This window comes from Halobellus ordinarius (assembly GCF_031823395.1).
GTDB lineage: Archaea > Halobacteriota > Halobacteria > Halobacteriales > Haloferacaceae > Haloquadratum > Haloquadratum ordinarius.
This window is the reverse complement of sequence record NZ_JAVQKJ010000003.1, coordinates 462,021-484,340: the sequence shown is the minus strand read 5'-3', so window position 1 is coordinate 484,340 and position 22,320 is coordinate 462,021. Positions and strand designations below refer to the sequence as shown.

Genomic DNA, 22,320 nt, shown 5'->3' with positions numbered 1-22,320 from the left:
ATCCCGGACTGGTGCCCTCCCGGGATCCCGGACTGGTGACACCGCCAGAACGCCCGCTCGACAGTCCCGATCGCGGGTCACGGATCGAGTCCGTAGAGGAGCGCGCGGGCGAAGACGAGGATCGGGATGATCTCCAGGCGGCCGATCCACATGTTCAGCAGGAACATCGCCTCGGCGACGGGGGGCATCGTCGGGCCGGTAATTCCCGTCGAGAGCCCCACGTTACCCTGCGCAGAGGCGACCTCGAAGAGCGCGTCGGCGTAGCCGAAGTCGGCGCCGACGAGGTTGACCAAGACGAGACTCGACGCCACCAACACGACGAGCCACAGGATCGTCACGATAGCCGCCTCGGAGAACTCCCGTTCCATTTCCTCTCGGTCCAGTCGGCGGCCGTTCAACCGGACGCCCACGACGGCGCTGGCCGGCAGGAACACGCGGCGGAACTGCCACTTGATACCGCGCCCGATCACGTAGCCGCGGATGATCTTGATGCCGCCGACGGTCGATCCGGCGGCGCCGCCGAGGACCATCGCCCCCGACACGAGCACTTTCCCGCCTGCGGACCACCGGCCGATCGGCGCGGACTGGAAGCCGGTACAGGTGAGTGCGCTGACCCACTGGAACGTCGAATCGCGCGTGGCGTCGACCGTGAGCGAGTCGAGGCCGAATCCCGCCGTGGTACCGTCGAATGCCCCCTGCGTGGCCGGCAGCGAACTGATGTTCTGCACGGAGAGCGCGACCACGCCCGCACCGAGGAGGAGAAGCAGCCACCGCGTCTGGACGTCCGTCCCGAACAGGCCGATCTCGCGGTCCTTCAGGACCGCGTAGTGGACGGGGAAGGCGATGGCACCGAGGCTCATCACCGGCAGCAGGACCCCCTCGATGAGCGGCGAGTCGTACGTCGCGATCGAGTTGTCGGTGACGGAGAATCCGCCGGTCGAGAGGCCGGTCATCGCGTGATTGAGCGCCTGCCAGGCCGCCTCTCCGAGCGGGAGGGTCGAGCCGTAGGCCGAAAGTCGGATCGCGACGAAGAGGACGAAAATCGAGAGGAGCGTGTAGCCGAGAAAGATCTTCCAGACGGTCCGGACCGTCGAGACGATGCTCGGGTGGATCTTCTTCTCGCGGGCTTCCGATCGGTAGAGCGCGTAACTGCCGCTGCCCGGCCGGGCGAGGATCGAGACCGTGAGGACGATCACGCCGACGCCGCCGACCCACTGGATGAGCGAGCGCCACCACTGGATCCCGCGCGGGAGCGACGGCTCGTGGACGGCCATCGTCAGGCCGCTGCCGGTCCAGCCGCTCATACTCTCGAAGAAGGCGTGCAGCGGATTCGCGAAGTACGTGAGACTCGATTGCGCGTACGTCGCTCCCTGGGGGACGTACGCGGCGGCGACGTCCGGGGGAACGAAGAGTGCGGACAGCAGGAAGGGAAGCGACCCGAAGACGGCGGTCATCAGCCACCCGCCGGCCGCGATGATCATCCCGTGTTTCATCAGCGGGTTGGGGGCGTCCGCGAACGCGCGGCGCGCACCGAGTCCGACCACCGCCGTGATCCCACCCGAGACGAGGAACGCGGCCGCGACGTACCACTCACGGAAGACGGCCGCGACGAGCACAGAGACCGTCATCAGGGTGGCTTCCATCGTCAGCAACGAGCCGACGTCCCGGGCGATCGTGGCGATATCCGTACGCCAACGGGGCGATCGTCGGGTGGCCGGCGACGACATCAGTGGTCCTCGAAGTGCCCGAACACGTCAGTCACCTCGGGTGTCACCCCCTCCGCGGAATAGACGGTCAGGAGATCACCCCCCTTCACAGTCGTCGCGCCGCGCGGCGTGATCGGGTCTCCCTCGCCGTCGCGTTCGATCGCGACGATGAGCATATCGCCCTGGAGATGGCCCGACTGTGCGGCCTGATCGATGGTCATCCCGGTAACAGGCGCGTCTTCCTCGACGCGGATCTCGAAGACCTCCGCCTCCTCGCCGATCCGCATGTAGTCCTCGATGGAGGGGTTTTTGACCGCGCGGTAGAGATACTCCGCGATCAGCCGCTGTGGGTTCTCCATCGTATTCACGCCGATCTGCCGGTAGAGATTCATATGCTCGGGGTTTGCGACCACGGAGACCACGGTCGGTATTTCGAGTTCCTTCGAGAGGAGACAGATCATAATGTTCGTCGCATCGACGTCGGTCGTCGAGATGATCGCATCCGCGCGGTCGGCCCCGGCGTCGACGAGCGTCTCCTTTTCGGTCGCGTCGTCGTTCAAGACGAGACAGTCGAACTCGCTTGCGGCAGCCTCGGCTTTCTCGGGGTCCCGCTCGATGACGACGACCTCGTTGCCGCCCTCGGTGGCGATCTCCGCGAGTGGCGTGCCGGTGCTTCCGGCACCGACGACGATGATGTACATTCGGACCTGTCGACGATCCGACCGCCGCCGTTGAAAACGTACCGTTCCTGTGGTGTTCGGATCGCGACATCGGTTACGGCGGACCGAGCGGGAAGGGACCGCGGTCAGAATCGAGGCCGGAGAATCATTCGACCGTCGTGCCGCCCGCACGGTCGCCTATTCGACCGCCGACGCCGTCCATAGAATCGTCTATTCGACCGCCGACGCCGCCCGCACGATCGCCGCTTCGCCGAATTTCGGTCCGATGAGCTGCAGCCCCACGGGGAGTCCGTCGGCGTCCCCGGCGGGGACGGAGATCGCGGGCAGGTTCGCGAGGTTGACCGGGACGGTGTTCGCGTCCATCAGGTACAGTTGCAGCGGGTCGTCGAGGCTCTCTCCCAGCCGCGGCGGGAGCACGGGCATCGTCGGCGTCGCGAGCACGTCCGCGCGCTCGAAGGCGGCATCGAAGTCCTGTTTCACCCACGCGCGAGCGTCCTGGGCCTTCTTGTAGTACTTGTCGTGATAGCCCGCCGAGAGTGCGTACGTCCCGAGCAGGATGCGGCGCTTGACCTCCTCGCCGAATCCATCCTCTCGGGCCCGGGCGAAGGCGTCGTTCCAGTTGCCCTCGTAGCCCCCGGAGGTTCCATAGCGGACGCCATCGAAGCGGGCGAGGTTCGAGGAGGCCTCCGACATCGCGATGACGTAGTACGCCTGCACGGCGTGTTCGACGGAGTCCAGCGACACCTCGACTGTCTCTGCGCCCTGTGACCGCAGATCGTCGAGGGCGGCCTCGAACGTCTCGACGACTCGGTCGTCCGCGCCGTCGAGCAGGTCGGTGATGACGCCGATCGTCGTGCCCTCCACGTCGCCGTCGGCCGCCGCGGCGTAGGACGCCTCGGTCGCGGGGTGAGTCGAGTTGCCGTCAGATTCTTCGCCTGTCCCACCACCGCTGTCGAAGCGGGTCGTCGCGTCGTTCGGGTCGGGGCCGGCGATGACGTCGAGGAGCGCGGCGGCGTCCTCGACCGTTCCTGCGAGCGGTCCGATCTGTTCGAGGGAGTTCGCGTAGGCGACGAGGCCGTAGCGGGACACCAGCCCGTAGGTGGGCTTGATGCCGACGACGCCGCAGAACGCCGCCGGGTTGCGGACGGAGCCGCCCGTGTCCGACCCCAAAGCGAGGTCGGCCTCGCCCGCGGCAACGGCGGCCGCCGACCCACCCGAGGAGCCGCCGGGGACGTGCGCTTCGTCGACGGGATTTTTCACCGGGCCGTACGCTGAAGTCTCGGTCGTTCCGCCCATCCCGAACTCGTCCATATTCGCCTTGCCGACGATCGTCGCGCCGGCGGCTTTCAGATGCTCGACGACCGTCGCGTCGTAGGGCGGGACATACGACTCCAGCATCGCCGACCCGCAGGTCGTCCGGACGCCCTCGGTGCTGATGTTGTCCTTCACCGCGACCGTCTTGCCAGCCAGCGGGCCCTCCTCGTCGCCTTCGATTGTCGTCTCGGTGATGAACGCGTTCAGGCTCATCACGACACCCGCGGCCCCTTGAAGAAGCCGTCCTCGGTCTCGGCGGCGTTTTCGAGGGCCTCGTCCTGATCGAGGCTCTCCTCGACTTCGTCGGTCCGCATCACGTTCACCAGGTCCGCCTCGGCCTCGACTTCGGGCACCTCGTCGAGGGCCTCGAAGTACTCTAAGATCTCCGCGAACTGCGCCGTGAACGCGTCGACCTCGTCGTCCTCGAGGTCGACACGCGCCAAGTCGGCAACGCGCTTGACCTCCTCGCTGTCGACGGACGTCTCGCTCATACCCGACAGGAACCGTGGCCCGGGAGTAAGGGTTTCGGTGCGCTCTCGACCCCCGAAGCGGTGTTATGGTCTCGTGGCGAACGCGACGCCTGTGATCCCGTACCCTCCTCACGTTCGCAGGTAGTCGTTCAACTCTTGACGAGCAGTATCGACGGTCTGCTCGGTCGCTTCCGCCGGCTGTTGGCTGACCATCGTCTCCTTGAGCGTCGTGACGGACCACGGTGAGACGTATGACTGCCGCGGGAGCTGCCCCCGCTTGATCCGCTCTGGAGTCAGTTCGATCGCTTCGTCCCGAGCCGTCGTCGTTATCACGGCCGCGACGTACTCCTCGCCGTGGAACGGGTGGGTACTGTTCGACAGAATCAGATACGGACGCGTCGCTGTCTGTCCGAACGGGTCAGTCGCGAGGACGATCGCTCCCTGTGAGTACGCCATTCGATCACGCCTCGTCGCTCAGGTCGGGGAGGTCGTCTTCCCACCCTTCGTTGTTCGCGTACCAGTCGTCCTTGTATCGGGAGGCGATCGTCTGAAGTCCGATGACTGAGGCTGCCGCCGCAGCGAGGCGGTCGTCTTCGGCTGCCGCCCAGTACGGCTCTTTGTGACGGACGAGGCCGGCGTCTTCGAGTCGCTGGAGCGTCGGGCCGATACTCCCCCGTGGGATGTCGGTCTCCTCGGCTAACTCCCGGGGAGTGTAGCCGATTCCCCTGTTCTCGAGAAGGAACTCGAGGATAACCCGGGCGTTCGTTCCCTCCGAGAGATCTACCCGCGAATCGCCAGGTGTGTGCGTCTCGAAGTCTACCGGCATAGTACGACTACTGTATTCAAACTGCATTAGTATTTCGGAACCCCATTTACCCACTTGGAGTCCTCCTGGTCGGTCGTTCTCTCTGGAGCAGCGAACGCAGACAGTAAGAGACACGTCACTGCCGCGGGACACCCGTGTATGGAGACGACCCGTCACTTCACGGCGACGGTCTACATCGTTGAGAGCGGAGCGGTCGCCCTGCACCGACACGATCGGCTCGGCATCCGGATTCCACCTGGGGGGCACATCGACCGGGACGAACTCCCCCACGAGGCCGGCCTGCGCGAGGTCCGCGAGGAGACGGGACTCGATCCGACACTGCTCGATGAGACAACACCCGTCGGCGCACCGGCCGGCCGAACGCTCCCGCAGCCTCGAAAGCAGATGCTGTACGACGTCAACGTTCACGACGACGGCACCGCCGGTCACCAGCACATCGACCACGTCTACTACGCCCGGGTCGATTCCCGTGAGATCGACCCCGACGGCGACGACGAGGCCGACCCCGAGGCCTGGACGTGGTACGACGAGACGGACCTGCGGGCGAGCGACATCGATCCCGACACGGTGCAGTTTGCGCTGGAGGCAATCGATGCGGCAGAAACCCTGGCGGACGCCGATTCCGGAGCCGACGCTGACTAGTCGATTTCGGGCTCGCCGCCGTCGACGAGCGAGCGGACGTACCGCTCGACGTGGTTCTCCATCCGGCGTTTGAACCCGGCCTGTCGGGCCAATCGGTCCAGTTCGCGGGAGACGTACGTCCCGTACTGGACGGCCTTCTTGTCGGCCGTCCGAACCGAGTCGGGAACGACGCCGCGAGCCGCTTCTCTGAGGGCGACCTTCCGCCGGTCGCCGTCGACGAGGAGGTCCCCCGGGAGTGCCAGCGCCGCGGCGACGACGTCGTCGTGGAGCAGCGGCGTGACGGGTTCGACGCCCGCGGATCGGAGCGCGAGCACGTCGCGCTCGGCCTGGTCCGGGATCGTCCCGAGCAGTTCGCGGCGTGCGCCGCGGACGGTGTCCGCTTCGACGCGCGGGTCCTCCGGGGCCTTGCTCACCTTCGCGTAGCCGCCGAACAGTTCGTCCGCTCCCTGGCCGAGTGCGAGGCGGTCGAAGCCGTCGGCGGCGGCGCGCCCGGCGACGCGGACCAGCGGGAGCGCGATCGAGAGGTCCATCGGGTTCGTCCGACCCAGGACGTCGACGAGTTCCGGCACCCCCTCCCGGATGTCGTCGTGAGTGAGTTCGACCACGCGGAGATCCCGATTCATCGCTGCCGCGGCGTTGCGGGCGGCCGCGACGTCGTGACAGCCCTCGAAGCCGGCGACGTAGCAGGGGGCGTCCGGGACGCCCGCGGCGACCACTGCCGAGTCGATGCCGCCGGAGAAGGCGACGGCGACGTCGTCGGATTGGCTGCCGTCGCTTTCGCCACTGGCTCCGATCGCCCGAGTCCGATCGAGCACCGCTGCCCGGACTGCGGCGACTGCGTCGTCGGCGTCCGACACTGGATCGGGACTCGGCAGCGCCCAGAAGCAGTCCTCGGGGGCGCTATATTCGGACCCACTGCTCTCTTCGAATCCATCGAGCGCGCGCACGGTCCCCGGGGACACGGATTTCGGATCCCCGAGCGTCCGGCGTTCGAACGCCCACTCGCCGGGGTCGTCGGCGTCGACGAAGAGCGGACGGCGACCGAGGACGTCGCGAACGAACTGACCGTCGACGACACCCGCGAACCCGGCCGTCCCCGGTAGCGGATCGCGGGTCTCGATCGCGTCGCGGACTGTTCCGGGATCTGTCCCGTCGATCGTCTCGCCCGATCCCGCTGCAGGGCCGGCCTCCCGGGACATCTACAGGAATTCCGAGACCGTGCGCTCGATCCGTCGTCTGATGCCGCCGCCGAACTGCCGAAAGGAGATCCGCCAGGGGGTCCGGCTCCCGACCACGCTCGTCTTCCCCTCGACGATCGCATCGAGGATTCCTTCGACCGACCGGTCGTCGGTTCCCACCTCGGTGACGGCCTGTCCGACCATCTCTCCGATGTGGGCGTCGCTACCGGCGGTCTTCGGGAGTCCTCGGGCGGTCGCAAAGCGCTCGGCTTTTCGATTCGCCCAGCCGGTGAAGAGCCGGGAATTGTACACCTCGATCGCGTCCGCTTCGGCGAGCTGATCGCGGCTGATCTGCGCCGCGACGCCGTGTCGCGACGACTGAAACGGATGCGGGACGACCGCGATCCCGCCCTGCTCGTGAATGCGCGTGAGTGTCTCGTCGTAGGAGAGACCGGCTGGCACGAGTTCGTCGATCCCGAACGCGAGAACGTGTCCCGCCGCCGACGTCACCTCCATCCCTGGAATGCCGACGAGCCCGTATTCAGGGGCCAGCTCGGCGGCTTCGAGGCTCGCGTCGATCTCGTCGTGGTCGGTCACCGCGAGCGCGTCGAGGCCGACCGCCTCCGCCTGCGCTAACAGTAGCTCGACGGGGTCGCGACCGTCGTACGAGAGCGACGAGTGGGCGTGCAGCTCGACCGATAGCACGGGCGTCCGTTCTCACCGTGATTAAAAAAGCGGTCCGATCCGCCCCGTCCGATCGCCTCCGGTCGGCCTTCCGTCCCCACCGCCAGCGGAATGCACGTCCGTGCACACAGAAAAGCATTAATCGAACCTTCCTGAACAGGGAAGTGAATGAGCCTGCCGGATTCCGATCGCGAACTCGTGACGGCCGAACTCGGGCGCGACCCCACCCCGACTGAGGCCGCGCTGTTCGAGAACCTCTGGAGCGAACACTGTGCGTACCGTTCGTCGCGACCTCTCCTCTCTGCCTTCTCCTCGGAGGGCGAGCAGGTCGTCGTCGGCCCCGGCGACGACGCCGCCGTCGTCCGCGTCCCGGACAACGACGGCGACTCCGAGACGGAGACGTACGTCACGATGGGGATCGAGAGCCACAATCACCCCTCGTACGTCGACCCCTACGACGGCGCGGCGACGGGCGTCGGCGGCATCGTCCGCGACACCCTCTCGATGGGCGCCTACCCGATCGCGCTCGAAGACAGCCTCTACTTCGGCGGGTTCGACCGCGAGCACACCCGCTATCTCTTCGAGGGCGTCGTCGAGGGGATCGCCGACTACGGCAACGCGATCGGCGTCCCAACGGTCGGCGGGAGCGTCGAGTTCCACGACGGCTACGAGGGGAACCCGCTGGTCAACGTCGCCTGCGTCGGCCTGCTCGACGAGGAGCGCCTCGTGACGGCGGAGGCCCAGGCCGCCGGCAACAAACTCGTGCTCGTCGGCAACGCGACCGGCCGCGACGGGCTCGGCGGCGCCTCCTTCGCCAGCGAGGACCTCGCGGAGGATGCCGAAACCGAGGACCGCCCGGCCGTCCAGGTCGGCGACCCCTACTCGGAGAAGCTACTCATCGAGGCCAACGAGGATCTCGTCGAAGCGGATCTCGTTCAGTCAGCCCGGGACCTCGGCGCCGCAGGTCTGGGCGGCGCCTCCTCGGAACTGGTCGCGAAGGGCGGCTTCGGCGCGCGGATCGAACTCGACGCCGTCCACCAGCGCGAGCCGAATATGAACGCCTTGGAGATCATCCTCGCGGAGTCTCAAGAGCGGATGTGCTACGAGGTCCGTCCGGAGGACGTCGACGCCGTCGCCGAGATCGCCGACAGGTACGATCTCGGCTGTTCCGTCATCGGCGAGGTGAGCGAGGGGAACTACGTCTGCACCTTCGAGGGAAGCGAGGCGCAGGGCGCCTCCGAGGACCCGAGCGGCGAGGGGCGTGAACCGCGAGGGCGCGAGACGGTCGTCGACGTGCCGGCGGAGTTCCTCGCAGACGGTGCGCCGATGAACGACCTCGACGCTATCGAACCCACGCAGCCGGACCGCGACCGGCCCGAGATCGACCTCGATACTGCATTCGAAGCCGTCGTCGGCGCGCCGAACACCGCCTCCAAGCGGTGGGTCTACCGGCAGTACGACCACGAGGTGGGCGCGCGGACCGCGCTCCGTCCCGGCGACGACGCGGCGCTGCTGGCGATCCGCGAGGCCGGTACCGGCCTCGCACTCTCCGCTGGCGCGGTCCCCGCGTGGACCGACTGCGCTCCGTACGACGGCGCGCGCGCGGTGGCCCTGGAGAACGCGACGAACATCGCCGCGAAGGGCGCGACGCCGCTGGCCGCCGTCGACTGTCTGAACGGCGGCAACCCGGAGAAACCGGACGTCTACGGCGGGTTCAAGGCGGTCGTCGACGGCCTCGCGGATATGTGCCGGGACCTCTCGGTGCCGGTCGTCGGCGGGAACGTCTCGCTGTACAACGACTCCGCTGCCGGCCCGATTCCGCCGACGCCGACACTGGCGATGGTGGGCACGAAGCCTGGTTACGACGCGCCGCCCGCCAGTTTCGCCGGGGAGGGGACGCTCCTCCTCGTCGGCGACAGCAGCGACGCCCTCGGCGGATCGGAGTTACTCGCACAGCTTGGCGGCTCCGACCGGTTCCCCGCCCTTCCGGAGAACGCCGACGAGATCGTCTCGACGCTCGCGACGGTCGCCAACCGGGACTCGACGCTCGCCGTACACGACGTGAGCAACGGCGGCCTCGCGGTGACGCTCGCGGAGATGCTCACCGCGGAGACCGGCGCGGACGTCGCCGTCGACGACGCTGTCGCGCTGTTCGAGGAGACGCCCGGTCGCGCGGTCGTCGAGACGACCGACCCCGACGCGGTCGAGGCGGCCTTCGCGGACGTTGCTTCCGTGACGAGGCTCGGCGAGGCGACCGCCGACGGGACGCTGTCGCTGTCGGTCGACGGCACGAACCTGGCGATCGACGCCGAGACGGTCGCGTCGCTCCGGGACGTTCTCACGACGGAACTCGACTGAGACTATCGTCTCGCTCCGGGACGTTCTCACGACGGAACTCGACCGAGGCGGACCGAGCCTGAGAAGCGGTGGTTTCGACGGGCGGATCGATTCTGCACCGCTGATTCAGACGAGGAGCGGAACCCCGAAGACGACGACGAGTCCCACGAGGAGGATCACGAGCCCCGTCGTGACCTGACTCGTCCCGAACGATTGCATCGGCGACGTGACGCGTTCCTCGCCGGCGTCGCTGTCGTGGTGGCTGTCGTCGTGGCCGTGGTCGTCGGTCATACGCGAGAGGTCGGGCGCCCGCACTTTAACGCTCCCGGATCTGCTGTCGGGGGTCGACCGGCTTCGATGCGGTGCGAACGTAGCCGTGGATGGCTGGGTTGCGAACAGGCGACACACTCTCTGCGGAGCCGAGGCTCCGCGTATCCGCGACGCGTCGTGTCGCACACCCGCAGGCGCGTCGCGGCCGCTTTCAGGTCACGGGCTGGCTGGCCGCGGTATCGTATATAAACGCCCGGCCGACGGGTGCCGGATTCCCGACGCGCTCGGGCCGCCCGTCAGTCGAAGATATCGCTGTCCGTCGGCGTCGCCCGTCGTTTCCTGTGGAGGTAATACAGGAAGAACCCGGAGATTCCCGTCGTGTATGGCGTGATGATCGCCGCGCGCGAGAGGACGTCCGCCGGCAGGCCGGGAGCGATCCCGGCCACGCCGCCGACGAAGATCAGCACGGAGACCACGATGACGGCGCCGAAGACGACCTCCGCGGCTCGGAGCAACTGCGGACGGGAGCCGGCGGGTTGATAGCCGCAGATCGGACAGCGCGTCGCGTCCACCGGGATCGGCTCTTCACACCGGCCGCAGGGTGCGGTCGCGTCGGTGTCGCCCTCCTCCGCCATAGCCGGCGGTGAGGATTCCTCGCGGTTCATACTGTCGGCCATCCGGCGGGGCGAACAGCGTTCCGGACCTGCCTCCGACAGTACCAGGCGCTCGACAGCATCGGCTACCCACCGGGGGTCGGACTCCTTTTGAGGACGGAGGTAGTACCCCGAGCCATCTATGTTAACGAAGCGGATCATCCCCTGTATCGACGTCGACCTCGACGACGACGGGAACCCCGCGGTCTACACGGGCGTCAACTTCGAGGACCTGCAGTACACCGGCGATCCAGTCGAGATGGCAAAGCGGTACAACGAGGCCGGCGCCGACGAGTTCGTCTTCCTCGACATCACGGCCTCCGCGGCGGGCCGACAGACGATGCTGGAGACTGTCTCACGCGTCGCCGACGAGGTGTTCATCCCGCTGACGGTCGGCGGCGGCATCCGGACACGGGAGGACATCAAGGAGACGCTCCGGGCCGGCGCCGACAAGGTCTCGATCAACACCGCGGCGCTCGAGAACCCCGACCTGATCGACGAGGGGGCACGCGCCTTCGGCTCGCAGTGTATCGTCATCTCCGTCGACGCGCGGCGGCGCTTCGACGAGGCGGGCGAACACTACGTCGAGGTCGACGGCGAGTCCTGCTGGTTCGAGTGTACTGTCAAGGGCGGCCGCGAGGGGACGGACGTCGACGTCGTCGAGTGGGCAACCGAGGCCGCAGATCGCGGCGCGGGGGAACTCTTCGTCAACTCGATCGACGCCGACGGCACGAAGGACGGCTACGACATCCCGCTGACGAAGGCAGTCTGTGATACGGTCCCGACACCCGTCATCGCCTCCTCCGGCTGTGGCGGCCCGGAGGATATGTACGAGGTGTTCGAGGAAGCAGGCGCCGACGCCGGACTGGCCGCCTCGATCTTCCACTTCGGCGAGTACAGCATCCAGGAGACCAAAGAGTATCTCGACGAACGCGGCGTGCCGGTCCGACTGTAGCAGGTAGACGGGTGGCCGGAGAAAGCGCTCGCGTCCGCGGCATCCGCAATCGAATCTACCGGCGGGACAAGGTGAGTGCCTCGGGGGCTGTCCCCGAGGTACTTCACTGCGCGGCGGCCTCGAACGCCGCCGAGAAGTCGTCAACAGTGTCCTGAACGTTCCGTGACGCCTCGCCGAGGGCGTCCAGCGGGTCGACGCCGGCTTCGGTCTTGATCGAGAGAATCGGCTCGGTCTGGCCGCCAGACTGCTCCGGATTCATATCGTAGGTGGCGGCCGCGACACCCTCGGTTTCCAAAAGCGCACCTTTGATCACGTTCATGAACGTGTGGTCCTCCCCGGCGACCTCGATGCGGAGTTCCTCGTCGGTCTTGTCGATGACCCGCAGTTCCATACCCCTCCATTACCGGTGACGGCGTTTCAGTATTTCGTCTTCGGGAACAACTCCGAGACGTCCGGATCGGACTCGATCAGCCGGTACTCGTCGCCGTCGCGCTCGACGACGCCGGCGTGCGCCAGGTGATCGAGGTGCGCGAACGCTTCGCCGGGGCCGTGCAGGATGTGAATGTTTTCGAGTTCCCCGAAGAGGTGCGCGCTGACCGTCCAGGCGTCCGCGGGGCCGTGCTCGCGGAGGACGTCGACGACGCGCCGCGTCCGCTCGACGTGGTGGGCCCGGATGACCCGCGCCCGCGCTGCGGGGTCCCCGATCGGGTCGCGGTGCCCCGGCCACACACGGTCGAAGTCGCAGTCGATGAGCCGATCGAGGCTCTCGACGTACTGTTTGAGGGGGCGATCGACTCGCAGGTCCGCGCCGCCGACGTTCGGGGTGTACTGCGGCAGGATCGCGTCACCGACGAAGGCCTCCCTGCTCGGGTCCGTCGCGTCCCCGTCGGGCGCTCGCTCGAACGTGAATCCGACCTGTCCCGCGGCGTGTCCCGGCAGGTGGAGCACCCCGAGTTCGCCGTCCCCGGCGGCGACTCGGTCGCCCTCCCTGAGCGATTCGACCCTCTCCACCTCGCCGGTCATCGTCTCGAACTTCGCGCGGAACTCGTCGAGTTCCGCGAGTTTCTCCCCGGGGATGCCCCACTCCCGGAACCGCCGCTCTCTGAGCTCCTCGACGGCCGCTTTCGCGTCCTCGTCGCCGGCGATGAGCGGAACGTCCGCCTCGTGGGCGAACACGGCCGCGCCCGTCTCCGCCTGGAGTTCGCCCGCGAGGCCGCAGTGGTCAGTGTGCCAGTGCGTCAGGAGAATCCGATCGAGGTCCGAAAGCGCCACATCCGCCGCTGCGAGCCCATCGAGCAGGTCAGCGCGTACCGCCGGCATCGACGCCCCGACGTCGATCAGGGTCGTCACCTCGCCATCGAGGAGGTACGCGTTGTTCTGCCCCTCGAAGATGTTGTTCCCCAGCGGAATCCGGTGGACGTCCATACGACCTGAAGGGGAACGAACGACTATGAGAATTGCCATCCCGTTTGCCGAATTCCGCCTTCGATCGGCAGGGGTTCACAGCCCTGCGTCAGAGGATGAATCCAGTCCCGGCGTCGGCGAGGCGGGCCACCCCGGGGTTCGGTCGCCCGTCGATACGTTCAATCCGGACCGTCTCGAACGGGGTGCCAGGGGATGGACGACTTCTACGAGCTACTGGAGGTATCGGAGGATGCCTCGACGGCGGAGATCAACCAGGCCTGGCGCGAAAAGGTCCGGACGTACCACCCGGACCTCAACGACGATACGCGCGCGAACGCGCAGTTCAAGACGCTCAAGAAGGCTCACGAGGTGCTTTCAGACGAAACCGAACGCGCCGCCTACGACCGAATGGGGCACGCGACGTACGTGCAGAAACGGCTCGACGGGCTGCCGACGATGAATCTGTCGCGACCGGCAGATCGCGTCTCGGACGACGAATCCGCCGATCCTTCCGAGCGCGCGGGATCCACCACGGGAAAATCGCCATCGGGCGACAGGCGCGGATCGGCTTCCGACGACAGGGACAGATCGGCATCGGGCGACAGGCGCGGATCGGCTTCCAACGACAGGAATAGATCGGCATCCGGCCACAGCGATCGGTCGCGGGGACGGAATACGTGGCAGACAGCGGGAACGTCGCAAACAGCGGGAACGTCGGCTTCGTCGAACGCGGAGAGGGAACCGGGCGGAGATCCTGCCGAGCGGCGGGCCCGAGTGCGACGCCCGCTTTTGTACGGATGGGTCGGCGTCCTCCTCGCGGGAGCGCTCTATCTCGCCGGTCTCGAACGCTACCTCCGCGCGAACGGCGCCGCGGTGGCGGATCTGTGGGTCGCTGTCGGCGCCGACCCGGTGGCTGGACTGACCGCGACACACGGGCTCCTCGCCCCGGGCACGTTCGTCCTGCGGACTGCGACGGTCGCGGCGCCACCCTCGCTTCTGTTCCCGGCCGGTATCGGGGCACTGGCGCTGGCTTTCACGGCTGTGGTCCTGGCATTCGGTCGGGGAACTGCGTACCTCTATCTATTGGGTGCGGTCGCGCCACTGGCCGGACTCGCGGTCGGCCCGGCGCTTTCGCTCCCGGATGGGGCTGTGATCGCACTCCTCGTCGCGTGTCCGCTCGGCGCGACGGTCGTGTTTCTCGTCGACGCAGGCCGGGTGCTCTTTGGAAGCAATTAAACGGCTCGCGGTGGCACCCTCCGAAGAAGGGGCCACGGTGGCCCCTGACTGACCAAGCCACTGCGGAGAGCACCAGTCTCGCAGGTCCTTCTGTGACGCGCCTGGTGGAGTCGACCACGCGCGTCAAAGCTAGATTTGATAGATGGGCTCAAAAATACTTGGATAGAGCCAATATCGACCACTATTACTACTAGAAGTATCTGAATCTGATGATCTTATGCGGATATGATTCTTGTATTCAAATTCAAATCCTGAAACAGGGTGATCATCGGACGTTTCGGCTCCTTGGCAATCGACCGTGAGGATACCGGGCAGCGTGGGCGACGCTGCGGCGTTGTGTGATCTCCCTCACCGGACGAGATACGGGTCGTTGCCTGCGCTGAACCGGCCGAGATCGGCCTCTCGGCGAAAGTCCGTCTTCTGGAGGGCGGTGAGGGATTCGACGAGTCGATCGTGGTCTGCGTCGTCCCATTCCGCGGGATCCTTGATCGGATAGACGAGGAAACCGCTGCCGCGGATCTCCGTGGCGTGCAGTGTCTCCATATCGATCTCGGTTTTCCACGCCTGGGCAGTGTAGGTCTCGAGCACGTGCGCCGTCGCCCTTGCGCCCACCGGAAGGAGAACGTGGGCGGCGATCGCACGGAGTTCCGCATCGAAGAACCGTTCGAGGTCGTCGTAGGACGCCTCGGACGGCTCGCCGTCCTCGGGCGCGCACATATGTATGTACGAGAGATACGTCCGCGGCGATTCGGGCTGTTCCCCGGCGGTTTCGAGGAGCCCCGCCTCCACCAAGGTCTCCTGCAACCGGCGCCCTGCGTCGTTGGTAAACGGCACGCCAGACTCGACGCCGCCGTGAACCCCGGGGTGATCGCCGACCACGTGGAAATCCGCGTTAGCGTCGCCGTATCCCGGAACGAACCGCTCACACGGCGGCTGCATATCGAAGGGATTGCTTATCCGGTCAGTTACGTTCTCCACGATGGGATCGATAACAGCGGAGGCGTTAAATCGATACTGGGTCGTCACCCCGGCAATCCCGGCGGCTGCTACAGTTCGACGCCCGAGGGGATGAGGCTGTGTGACCGCAGGAGGTTGCCGTCGGCGTCGTAGACGAGGAACGTCTCTTTCTCGTAGACGACCGCCTCCTCGCCGTCGATCCGCACCTCGACGCGGTAGCGGCCGTCGTCGGCGTCGGCGGCGTTCCGCCCGTACTCCCGGGCGGCCCGGATGAAGGTGAGGACGTCGTCGGCGGATTCGTTGAGCTCGAAGACGAAATCACCGGTAATGCGGTTCGTGACGCTGACGACGCCGGTCGCGTCCGATTCATCGACCGGGTCCTGGAGTCGGAATGCGACGTCTGTCTCGCCCGCGTCGAGATACGACCCTGACGGATCCGAAAGCTGCCGCTCCAGTACGCCGCTGGGGCCGTGGAAATCGATCCGGACCAGCGGCTTCTCGGGGTCGCCGTCGTTTTTGACCCACTCGACGTTTTCGACGTCCAACTCGAAGTAGTCACGCCTCATTCCGTACTACGAGATTAGACGTCATCGGGTATGAACGTAACGCCCGCGTCAGACGGGACGTCGCCACGAATGCGAGTGTCCGATCCGACAACGTGTTTTTCGCTCCGGCGCTTGGGTCGGATATGGTCGAGCGATCGATCGCGATCGTCGGCGGCGCCGTCGCGGGACTCGCCGCAGCCGAACGGCTCGCGCCGCACGCCCAGGTGACGCTCTTCGAACGCTAGCCGTACGACGGGAAACGAGTCAACTGCGGGGAAGCGATCAACGACGCGTCGGTCGTTCCGCTGGCGAAGACGCCGGCGAACGGCTTCCGGAACGATGTCGACGGTTTCGATCTCCGGATCTACCGCGACCGGACCCACGGGCCAAGCGATGAACCGATCGCCACGGCCCGGTTCGACTGTCCGCTAGGGTATATCACCGACCGCGACCTCCTCGAACAGCAGTGGGCCGAGCGATTGGCCGACAAGGGTGCCGAGATTCGGGCCGACGAGGCGGTCAGTCCCGACGAGTTCCGGGAGCTGTGTCGGACCCACGACTACGTGATCGACGCCACCGGGCAGCCCTCGCTGTCGGTCCGGACGTTCGCCGATGCCGGCGCATACACGGGCAACATAGTCGCGCTCAACGCCGACGTTGAGGGCGACTTCGCCGGACTGGTCTCGCACCCGCGGACTTTCTTCGAGGGATACGTCGGCTACGCGTGGCTCTTTCCGAAGTCGGAGACACGAGCCAACGTCGGGATCGGGTGGGCCGGCGAGGAGCGACCCGACGACTACTTCGCGGCGCTCTCGGCCGCCTGTCGCCGCAACGGCATTCCCGTTCCGGACCGCGCCGAGACGAACGTCTACACCATCCCCCGGGTCCCAAGTCTCGATCCCGCAGAGACCTACCGTCCCGAGCGGAACGTGCTCCTCGTCGGCGACGCCGCCGGGATCGCAAACCGGTATCAGGGCGAGGGAATCGTCCAGGCGATCAGATCCGCCTACTGTGCCGCCGCCGCCATCATCGAGGGGCGGCCGGAGACGTACCCCGACCGTCTGTACGAGCTGATGCAACCGGAGTACCGGTTGGCACACCTGATGCGCGGCGCGTGGGTCGAACACGAGGATCCGGAGCTGCTCGCGGCCATCACCCGGACCCTCGACGGCCTGACGGTCGAGGCACTCACTCGGTCGCCCCGTCGCGTCGCTGTGCGACTCCTCCGTCACCCGACTGTCGTGTCCGTCGCTCCTGGCCGCGGGATGCTCTCACGCCTCCACGAGGCGTACACCGACAACTGGGAGTACACACGTAACGGCGTGATCCCCTGATTCGGGAAGTTGAGACTACAGTGGGTTTAGCGGGGCTGTGATGCGTGGTTTCGACCGAATTCGCGGCGAGAAACTACGTCAGATCGACTCTCAAGCGGCCTTCCTGTCGTGCTATCAACTATATCCGTGAATTTCTGAGATCACCGGCAGCGTTGCCACTTAGAAAGTCGGCATTAGCCCGGGATGAGCGGCTATCTACCCGATTCCGGTCTCCTTCTTCAGCAGCGTGAGCGTATTGTCGGCCGTCACGATTGGCGCATGTTCGTACTCGCCAGTCAGTTCGACCTGGACGAGCAGGTCAACAGCACGCCAGATCGAGTACAGGAGACACGCGAACGCGAAGTAGAAGAACCGAAGCACGAAATTCTTCGACGTGGTGGCAGCCATGAAGCGTTTGATCGACTTGTAGCCGCTTTCGATTTCCCACCGATAGCCGTACTCAGTGAGGTGTCCACTCCCTCTATTCGTCATGAACACCGAGTACTGCCGGTGATCGTCGTGTTCGGAGTTCTCTTTCCGACGGTAGATCAGCGTCGTCTCGTGCCATTCGTTCTTGCCCAGATGGAGCTTGCGGTCGGTTTCATACCGGTCCTGGTCGCGCTGGAGCAACCGCTTAGCCTGAGCCTTTTCGCTGGTCTGCATCCGCTTCGGAACGACGTAAGAGAGCCCGCGTTGGCTGATCATCTCTAAGACGTGCTGGCTATCGAACTCCCGGTCCATCAGCACGTTATCGACGTGAACGAGGTCCTCAGCCGAATCGAGCAAGTCTTCGACGATCTCCAGTCGTGCCTCCCCCTTTCGGACGGGGCGCGCGTCCAGCACGATTGGGACGGCATTGCCGACCAGCTGGACCGTCGCCCATTGATAGGCGTATTCGTCAGTTTGCTCTTTTGTCCCGATGATTTCGTCCTTGTGGCCCGTTCTATCGCCCGTGAAAGGGTCGGCTTCAGTAATGTCGATGGCGACGATACCGGCGCGGAAGAACTCCTCTGTCTCTGCGACCTCGTCGAGGAGGTACCGGATCGCCTGCCGGTACATCTCTCGAATCCGTTCAATAGAGAAATCTCGAATGTGGTCGCGGTGAGCGTGCCCGAGTGGTGTCCGCTCCCGCGTTGACTCGTGGACGAAACTGCGAGCACCCTCGTTTGCAGCCAGCCGCTCGCGCAGTCCGAGATACGTCTGTAGGTCCCAAAAAGCGTGCTCGTGGACCTCACAGCCCTCGCCACGATTGAGCGAGAACGCAGGGAACACGACACGGCTGACGTGCTCGGTGACTCTATCGGCGTTGTCCAGAATGGCTCGGTCGTCTGGAACCGATTCGTCCACGTCATCGCAACGAGCCGGGAGGATCTGCTCTGGTTCGCGGGGGACGGTGACGTCGGCGTTCTGCGCTTTGATGAGAATCGTTCGAGCCGCTTTCTGGACCGTCTCGCGAAGCTCATCGTTGAAGCGCGTGTGCCAGGTGCGCCAGAGTGTCGATTGGTCGGGAACGGCACCCAGCCCAAGACATTCACAGAGTTCGAGATGGCTTTCGAGGTACTCGCAGAGTGCGGTCTCGTGCTCCCACCCGTGGAGTTCCTTCAGAACGAATAACCGAAATAGTGTGTCAATCTCGTAGCGAGTTGGTCCCACGTAGCGGTCGTGTACGTTGAACTGAAAATACGCTAGCGGAAGTGAGCAAACGAACTTCTCAACTGACTCGTGGTGGACGTGATCGAACCAAGCTCCTGCGACGGCGCGAATATCCGACTCTAATCCGGCAAGTGAAGCGCGGTCATACAGCGGGTTTGAAGTATAGACTGGCCACTTGATAGTCGGTTGGCGAGCAATTCGACGGAAGACAGTCCGGCGTGACTCACGCGTCACACCCACATCAGGAGATAGCTGGAGAGGCTAAAGAGTCCGTCTAATCGGTGAACGAAATCAGTCTATGAAAGCCACCTCAGACCTCTGAAAAATTGATTCGAACTCAGGTCTGGCTCTGATAGAGGAGAACTAGGATGGCAAGTCCGATGAAGAAGTCCGGGAGAAACACGAAAGCGCCGATATTTGGGCGAGGGCGGAAGCCGAAGACGTTGTGTACTACTGGATTTGACGTACCCGCGTATAGGAGCAGCGCGAGGCTTAGCACAAGCAGGCTTGCTGTGTACTTGTTCGGAAGATCGCGATAAAGCTGCACGTAGATGACTGCGAGTGCCACCAGTAACACGAGGTTCAGGGTGGTAAAGAAAACCTCCATCCGAATGAGCAGTTCAACCTGGGAGGACAGAGCCCTCGACGGAGGGCCATGGGACGGAACTGATGTGAATAGTGCGACTAAGAGTGCGATACCACTCGCGGCGGTCGCACTCGCTACTGTCGTTCCAAGTGGACCCTTGATCCAGTTACGAATCATCATCAACTCCGGCCTGTTCCGCCACGTCTTCCATGATGTCGAGGTTGTTCATCATTCTGTCTGAGAGGAAGTACATCTGCCCGTAATTGTCACCCTCCGTGGTCACAATATTGCTCTCCTCGAGGACTTCGAGATGGTGCTGCACTGTTTTGTAGTTCAAACCTAGGTCATTCGACAATTGATTGGTGTTTCGTGGCTGGTCGTTGAGTGCGCGGAGGATACGAAGCCGATTTCGGCCTCCACGAGACCCACCAATGAGCCACCAGAGCAACTGCCGCATCTATCGAGTATTCATTTGGTCGGTGCAAATACATTCTGTCTCGGGCCGAACGATACTACGGCCTCAAATCAGTCACTAATCCAGGAGATAATCCGATCAGCGATTTCACCGTTATTGTCGTCTTGCATCATGAGATGTGTATTTCCGGATATCCCTTCGTCCGGAAGGCTAAGCAGCGTCGATGCGGGACTTGTCTCTCCTGCGAGCTCTGCAGTTGTCTGGGTCGCTTCCTTGCGACCAGTCTGCCCACGCTCGTCGACATAATCGCCATACACGCCCATGAACGGTGCATCACCACCCATCTCCGCCACAGTTTGCGGGTCAGTCGGCGCACCGACCGGCTCAACTGCGACGATCCGTTCAACGAGGTCCGGCGCAGCTTGTGCAACTGTGAATCCGGAACTACCGCCCGCTGAGTGAACGAGCAGCACTGCCGGACCAACACGGTTGAGAAGCGCCTCTAGGGCGGCAGTCTCTTGGGGTGGTGCGAACCGACTCCCACCGCCACCTCCGGTAGTCGACCCAGTCTGGGTTCCAGCTGCTGTCTCAGTGGAATCCGCAGGTGTGGAGTTCTGGTCGCCGCCACGTCCACCCGTCTGGCCCCCACTTTGTCTACCGCCACCTCCGCCACCAGTGCTAACGTATGCGGGGAATGACGCAACGAGTTGGTCGACCGACTCAACCGGGTATCGAACGTCCTCGTATGGGTCACCGACTTCAGGTCCGAACCCCCACGTCGGCCATGCTCGATCGATAGACCACCGAGAGAGTGACGCGGAGTCAGAGTTCTGGAGGGCAGCAGTGTCTAAGCCACCTGAATCGACGTTTCGAGGCGGGTTGAATACATACACTGGATGGCCAGCTTCGGCAAAGTACTCCACCCAGCCGCGTCGACCGTCAGGTGTCGTCCGGTAAATGTACGGTGACAATCCGAGGCCAGGCACCATTACGACGGGTGACTTGTCGGTGGCCGTATCGGGCCGTGTATATACGACTTCAGCACGTCCGTCGATGACTGTACTACTGCTTGTGTTTGCGTTGCCGACGTAGAAATTTCCGAACGTCGGAGAGTCGTCATTCTGTTGTTCGGATTGCGGAGAAGTCTCAGGAGAGGTCTGTGTATTGGTGTTCGGTCCGCTGTTGTCTGTTGTGCTATTGCACCCTGCGATAGTCGCAGCAAGTGCGACTCCAGTTGCGCGAAGAAACGCTTTCCGAGAGATGCCCGATGACATACAGATCGTACTGACCGGGGAACTGACTTAGTCGATTGCCGAAATCGGCCACAGGTTAGGCACAAATTCATTCCAGTTCATGCAGAACGCCCGATATTGACAAATGATGTTGGATTGGGATAATACTGTATCGCCCAGAGCGTATGCATTGAGAGCGCCAGTCTCAACTACTGCCTGATTCGATTTCATATTGCACTATGTAGTTTATTCCACCCAACGATAGTCGAGACCGGCCATTCCCCGGAGGCGCGCTCGGAAGAAGCTATCCGTGGTCGCGGACCGTCTCGAATTCGCCGGCAGCGACGCTGTCGGCGACGCTGTCAGCGTCGATATCGGGGATCTCTGCGGGGTATTTTCGTCTGAAGTACGAAATGATGTTCTCGACGTCCCGCGCGAGCAGTTCCCGGGCGTTTTCGTGATCGGTTGTGACTGCCTGCGGCCAATCGAAGATCGTCACGCCCCCTTCGCCAACGGCGACGTTGTACCCGCTCATATCAGCGTGGACGTACCCCGCATCGTAGGCGGTCGCCATCTCGTCGAGGATGAGATCCAAGACGCCGACGGCCTGTTCTTCCTGCAGTTTCGCCCGCTCCAGTTCGACGCCGTCGAGTTTCGCCATCACGATCGCGTGGCGGTTCTGATCGATCGGTCGAGGGACGGAGACGTCCGGATAGAGCGCTTCCAGGGCCTCGTACTCCCGTTCGGCAGCCTTTCGCGCGGTGTAGAGCCACGAGACGTGCTGGTTGTCGGCCGTGTAGTCGCGCTCCCGCATCACTTCCCGGAAGTTCGTGTACCCCTCGCGGTGAAACTTCAGCGCGAGCGGGCGGTAGGACTGCACCTCCAGCACGTCGCTCTCTTTGCCGACACCCAGGGGTGCGCCGACGCCTTCGATCGTTTCGCGTTCGGAGAAGGTCCGCAACGCGAGGGCGTCGTACCCTTCGGCAGTGAGGGTGTACCCCTCGTATTGAATCGTCTTTCGCTCGATCAACCCCCGGGTGGCACACCGATCGAGCCGATACTCGACTTCCTCGGGTGTGAGATTCGAGAGATCGGGAAGTTTCTCCCGGTTGACCCACTCCGAGAAGCGCATCCCCTGCTCGACGCCGGACAGCACGTAGAAATCCTCGGGTTCGAGTTCGGCCATTATGCCGGCGACGTTCCGCACCATACAGCAGGACAGGGTAGCGACGCGTAAAAGGGCCGCGAGTCCGGCTGCCGACGG

Annotated in this window: 25 protein-coding genes; 6 read left to right on the top strand and 19 right to left on the bottom strand. The window is 64.6% G+C overall.

Annotated features, from left to right (window positions below):
• Positions 1 to 77 precede the first annotated feature (77 nt).
• The 6 genes from RJT48_RS05850 to RJT48_RS05825 form a co-directional block, all read right to left on the bottom strand.
• The gene (locus tag RJT48_RS05850; protein WP_311171303.1) at positions 78 to 1,727 is read right to left on the bottom strand and encodes a TrkH family potassium uptake protein; all 1,650 of its coding nucleotides are present in this window, start codon (positions 1,725 to 1,727) and stop codon (positions 78 to 80) included.
• Positions 1,727 to 2,407: a potassium channel family protein gene (locus RJT48_RS05845; protein WP_311171302.1), complete on the bottom strand. Its 681-nt coding sequence runs from the start codon at positions 2,405 to 2,407 to the stop codon at positions 1,727 to 1,729. The genes RJT48_RS05850 and RJT48_RS05845 overlap by 1 nt, the downstream gene beginning before the upstream one ends.
• Before the next feature lie 189 nt (positions 2,408 to 2,596).
• On the bottom strand, positions 2,597 to 3,913 hold the full coding sequence (gene gatA / locus RJT48_RS05840) for an Asp-tRNA(Asn)/Glu-tRNA(Gln) amidotransferase subunit GatA (protein WP_311171301.1): 1,317 nt from the start codon (positions 3,911 to 3,913) through the stop codon (positions 2,597 to 2,599).
• Positions 3,913 to 4,191, bottom strand: a complete 279-nt coding sequence (gene gatC, locus RJT48_RS05835; RefSeq protein WP_311171300.1) for an Asp-tRNA(Asn)/Glu-tRNA(Gln) amidotransferase subunit GatC — start codon at positions 4,189 to 4,191, stop codon at positions 3,913 to 3,915. The genes gatA and gatC overlap by 1 nt, the downstream gene beginning before the upstream one ends.
• 108 nt (positions 4,192 to 4,299) lie before the next feature.
• Positions 4,300 to 4,626: a type II toxin-antitoxin system PemK/MazF family toxin gene (locus RJT48_RS05830; RefSeq protein WP_311171299.1), complete on the bottom strand. Its 327-nt coding sequence runs from the start codon at positions 4,624 to 4,626 to the stop codon at positions 4,300 to 4,302.
• Between the two features lie 4 nt (positions 4,627 to 4,630).
• Complete coding sequence (locus RJT48_RS05825) at positions 4,631 to 4,996, bottom strand: winged helix-turn-helix domain-containing protein (RefSeq protein WP_311171298.1); 366 nt, start codon at positions 4,994 to 4,996, stop codon at positions 4,631 to 4,633.
• A 138-nt stretch (positions 4,997 to 5,134) separates the two neighbouring features.
• Here RJT48_RS05825 and RJT48_RS05820 point away from each other — a divergent pair, with 138 nt between their 5' ends.
• A complete protein-coding gene (locus RJT48_RS05820; RefSeq protein ID WP_311171297.1) occupies positions 5,135 to 5,638 on the top strand; it encodes an NUDIX hydrolase in 504 nt (167 codons plus the stop codon).
• Here RJT48_RS05820 and RJT48_RS05815 read toward each other — a convergent pair.
• Together RJT48_RS05815 and RJT48_RS05810 are read right to left on the bottom strand one after the other, a co-directional pair.
• A complete protein-coding gene (locus tag RJT48_RS05815; RefSeq protein WP_425604703.1) occupies positions 5,635 to 6,795 on the bottom strand; it encodes an asparagine synthase C-terminal domain-containing protein in 1,161 nt (386 codons plus the stop codon). The genes RJT48_RS05820 and RJT48_RS05815 overlap by 4 nt on opposite strands.
• A gap of 42 nt (positions 6,796 to 6,837) precedes the next feature.
• Positions 6,838 to 7,521 carry a CehA/McbA family metallohydrolase gene (locus tag RJT48_RS05810; RefSeq protein ID WP_311171295.1) on the bottom strand — a complete coding sequence of 228 codons (684 nt, stop codon included), beginning with the start codon at positions 7,519 to 7,521 and terminating at the stop codon, positions 6,838 to 6,840.
• A gap of 147 nt (positions 7,522 to 7,668) precedes the next feature.
• On the opposite strand from RJT48_RS05810, the gene purL reads away from it, so the two are divergent.
• A complete protein-coding gene (gene purL, locus RJT48_RS05805; RefSeq protein WP_311171294.1) occupies positions 7,669 to 9,858 on the top strand; it encodes a phosphoribosylformylglycinamidine synthase subunit PurL in 2,190 nt (729 codons plus the stop codon).
• A gap of 105 nt (positions 9,859 to 9,963) precedes the next feature.
• Here purL and RJT48_RS05800 read toward each other — a convergent pair whose 3' ends face one another.
• Positions 9,964 to 10,128, bottom strand: a complete 165-nt coding sequence (locus RJT48_RS05800) for a DUF7550 family protein (RefSeq protein ID WP_311171293.1) — start codon at positions 10,126 to 10,128, stop codon at positions 9,964 to 9,966.
• Positions 10,129 to 10,403: 275 nt separating this feature from the next.
• Positions 10,404 to 10,922 carry a hypothetical protein gene (locus tag RJT48_RS05795; RefSeq protein ID WP_311171292.1) on the bottom strand — a complete coding sequence of 173 codons (519 nt, stop codon included), beginning with the start codon at positions 10,920 to 10,922 and terminating at the stop codon, positions 10,404 to 10,406.
• Between RJT48_RS05795 and hisF the strand changes: the two genes are divergently transcribed.
• On the top strand, positions 10,903 to 11,715 hold the full coding sequence (gene hisF / locus RJT48_RS05790) for an imidazole glycerol phosphate synthase subunit HisF (RefSeq protein ID WP_311171291.1): 813 nt from the start codon (positions 10,903 to 10,905) through the stop codon (positions 11,713 to 11,715). The two genes, RJT48_RS05795 and hisF, sit on opposite strands and share 20 nt — an antisense overlap.
• A gap of 103 nt (positions 11,716 to 11,818) precedes the next feature.
• Here the strand turns inward: hisF and RJT48_RS05785 are convergent, their stop codons facing one another.
• The gene (locus RJT48_RS05785; protein ID WP_311171290.1) at positions 11,819 to 12,106 is read right to left on the bottom strand and encodes a DNA-directed RNA polymerase subunit L; all 288 of its coding nucleotides are present in this window, start codon (positions 12,104 to 12,106) and stop codon (positions 11,819 to 11,821) included.
• Between the two features lie 26 nt (positions 12,107 to 12,132).
• A complete protein-coding gene (locus tag RJT48_RS05780; protein WP_311171289.1) occupies positions 12,133 to 13,140 on the bottom strand; it encodes an MBL fold metallo-hydrolase in 1,008 nt (335 codons plus the stop codon).
• Positions 13,141 to 13,332: 192 nt separating this feature from the next.
• Here RJT48_RS05780 and RJT48_RS05775 point away from each other — a divergent pair, with 192 nt between their 5' ends.
• Positions 13,333 to 14,355 (top strand): DnaJ domain-containing protein, encoded by a 1,023-nt coding sequence (locus RJT48_RS05775; protein WP_311171288.1) that lies wholly within the window; start codon positions 13,333 to 13,335, stop codon positions 14,353 to 14,355.
• A gap of 348 nt (positions 14,356 to 14,703) precedes the next feature.
• Here the strand turns inward: RJT48_RS05775 and RJT48_RS05770 are convergent, their stop codons facing one another.
• Complete coding sequence (locus RJT48_RS05770; RefSeq protein ID WP_311171287.1) at positions 14,704 to 15,333, bottom strand: uracil-DNA glycosylase family protein; 630 nt, start codon at positions 15,331 to 15,333, stop codon at positions 14,704 to 14,706.
• A gap of 68 nt (positions 15,334 to 15,401) precedes the next feature.
• The gene (locus RJT48_RS05765) at positions 15,402 to 15,878 is read right to left on the bottom strand and encodes a DUF5793 family protein (protein ID WP_311171286.1); all 477 of its coding nucleotides are present in this window, start codon (positions 15,876 to 15,878) and stop codon (positions 15,402 to 15,404) included.
• 122 nt (positions 15,879 to 16,000) lie between these two features.
• On the opposite strand from RJT48_RS05765, the gene RJT48_RS20875 reads away from it, so the two are divergent.
• The gene (locus tag RJT48_RS20875; protein WP_486617179.1) at positions 16,001 to 16,102 is read left to right on the top strand and encodes an NAD(P)-binding protein; all 102 of its coding nucleotides are present in this window, start codon (positions 16,001 to 16,003) and stop codon (positions 16,100 to 16,102) included.
• Positions 16,103 to 16,336: 234 nt separating this feature from the next.
• The gene (locus RJT48_RS05760) at positions 16,337 to 17,191 is read left to right on the top strand and encodes a geranylgeranyl reductase family protein (protein ID WP_311171285.1); all 855 of its coding nucleotides are present in this window, start codon (positions 16,337 to 16,339) and stop codon (positions 17,189 to 17,191) included.
• A 195-nt stretch (positions 17,192 to 17,386) separates the two neighbouring features.
• Here RJT48_RS05760 and RJT48_RS05755 read toward each other — a convergent pair whose 3' ends face one another.
• From RJT48_RS05755 to RJT48_RS05735, 5 genes are all read right to left on the bottom strand, one after another.
• Positions 17,387 to 19,063 (bottom strand): transposase, encoded by a 1,677-nt coding sequence (locus RJT48_RS05755; RefSeq protein ID WP_345784731.1) that lies wholly within the window; start codon positions 19,061 to 19,063, stop codon positions 17,387 to 17,389.
• A 97-nt stretch (positions 19,064 to 19,160) separates the two neighbouring features.
• Positions 19,161 to 19,430: a DUF8036 family membrane protein gene (locus tag RJT48_RS05750; RefSeq protein ID WP_007344095.1), complete on the bottom strand. Its 270-nt coding sequence runs from the start codon at positions 19,428 to 19,430 to the stop codon at positions 19,161 to 19,163.
• Between the two features lie 145 nt (positions 19,431 to 19,575).
• Positions 19,576 to 19,866: an ArsR/SmtB family transcription factor gene (locus tag RJT48_RS05745; RefSeq protein ID WP_227133031.1), complete on the bottom strand. Its 291-nt coding sequence runs from the start codon at positions 19,864 to 19,866 to the stop codon at positions 19,576 to 19,578.
• Positions 19,867 to 19,934: 68 nt separating this feature from the next.
• Positions 19,935 to 20,297: an alpha/beta hydrolase family protein gene (locus tag RJT48_RS05740; RefSeq protein ID WP_227133030.1), complete on the bottom strand. Its 363-nt coding sequence runs from the start codon at positions 20,295 to 20,297 to the stop codon at positions 19,935 to 19,937.
• A gap of 1,063 nt (positions 20,298 to 21,360) precedes the next feature.
• Complete coding sequence (locus RJT48_RS05735) at positions 21,361 to 22,266, bottom strand: serine/threonine-protein kinase RIO2 (protein ID WP_311171284.1); 906 nt, start codon at positions 22,264 to 22,266, stop codon at positions 21,361 to 21,363.
• Positions 22,267 to 22,320: the final 54 nt, after the last annotated feature.

What these genes read in the sequence shown, in the direction of transcription:
- RJT48_RS05830 (WP_311171299.1), bottom strand. Translation starts at nt 4,626, where the DNA reads ATGGCGTACTCACAGGGAGCGATCGTCCTCGCGACTGACCCGTTCGGA.
- RJT48_RS05745 (WP_227133031.1), bottom strand. Translation starts at nt 19,866, where the DNA reads ATGCGGCAGTTGCTCTGGTGGCTCATTGGTGGGTCTCGTGGAGGCCGA.
- RJT48_RS05850 (WP_311171303.1), bottom strand. Translation starts at nt 1,727, where the DNA reads ATGTCGTCGCCGGCCACCCGACGATCGCCCCGTTGGCGTACGGATATC.
- gatA (WP_311171301.1), bottom strand. Translation starts at nt 3,913, where the DNA reads ATGAGCCTGAACGCGTTCATCACCGAGACGACAATCGAAGGCGACGAG.
- hisF (WP_311171291.1), top strand. Translation starts at nt 10,903, where the DNA reads ATGTTAACGAAGCGGATCATCCCCTGTATCGACGTCGACCTCGACGAC.
- RJT48_RS05785 (WP_311171290.1), bottom strand. Translation starts at nt 12,106, where the DNA reads ATGGAACTGCGGGTCATCGACAAGACCGACGAGGAACTCCGCATCGAG.
- RJT48_RS05780 (WP_311171289.1), bottom strand. Translation starts at nt 13,140, where the DNA reads ATGGACGTCCACCGGATTCCGCTGGGGAACAACATCTTCGAGGGGCAG.
- RJT48_RS05795 (WP_311171292.1), bottom strand. Translation starts at nt 10,922, where the DNA reads ATGATCCGCTTCGTTAACATAGATGGCTCGGGGTACTACCTCCGTCCT.
- RJT48_RS05735 (WP_311171284.1), bottom strand. Translation starts at nt 22,266, where the DNA reads ATGGTGCGGAACGTCGCCGGCATAATGGCCGAACTCGAACCCGAGGAT.
- RJT48_RS05825 (WP_311171298.1), bottom strand. Translation starts at nt 4,996, where the DNA reads ATGCCGGTAGACTTCGAGACGCACACACCTGGCGATTCGCGGGTAGAT.
- RJT48_RS05750 (WP_007344095.1), bottom strand. Translation starts at nt 19,430, where the DNA reads ATGGAGGTTTTCTTTACCACCCTGAACCTCGTGTTACTGGTGGCACTC.
- RJT48_RS05820 (WP_311171297.1), top strand. Translation starts at nt 5,135, where the DNA reads ATGGAGACGACCCGTCACTTCACGGCGACGGTCTACATCGTTGAGAGC.
- RJT48_RS05775 (WP_311171288.1), top strand. Translation starts at nt 13,333, where the DNA reads ATGGACGACTTCTACGAGCTACTGGAGGTATCGGAGGATGCCTCGACG.
- RJT48_RS05845 (WP_311171302.1), bottom strand. Translation starts at nt 2,407, where the DNA reads ATGTACATCATCGTCGTCGGTGCCGGAAGCACCGGCACGCCACTCGCG.
- RJT48_RS20875 (WP_486617179.1), top strand. Translation starts at nt 16,001, where the DNA reads ATGGTCGAGCGATCGATCGCGATCGTCGGCGGCGCCGTCGCGGGACTC.
- gatC (WP_311171300.1), bottom strand. Translation starts at nt 4,191, where the DNA reads ATGAGCGAGACGTCCGTCGACAGCGAGGAGGTCAAGCGCGTTGCCGAC.
- RJT48_RS05765 (WP_311171286.1), bottom strand. Translation starts at nt 15,878, where the DNA reads ATGAGGCGTGACTACTTCGAGTTGGACGTCGAAAACGTCGAGTGGGTC.
- RJT48_RS05800 (WP_311171293.1), bottom strand. Translation starts at nt 10,128, where the DNA reads ATGACCGACGACCACGGCCACGACGACAGCCACCACGACAGCGACGCC.
- purL (WP_311171294.1), top strand. Translation starts at nt 7,669, where the DNA reads ATGAGCCTGCCGGATTCCGATCGCGAACTCGTGACGGCCGAACTCGGG.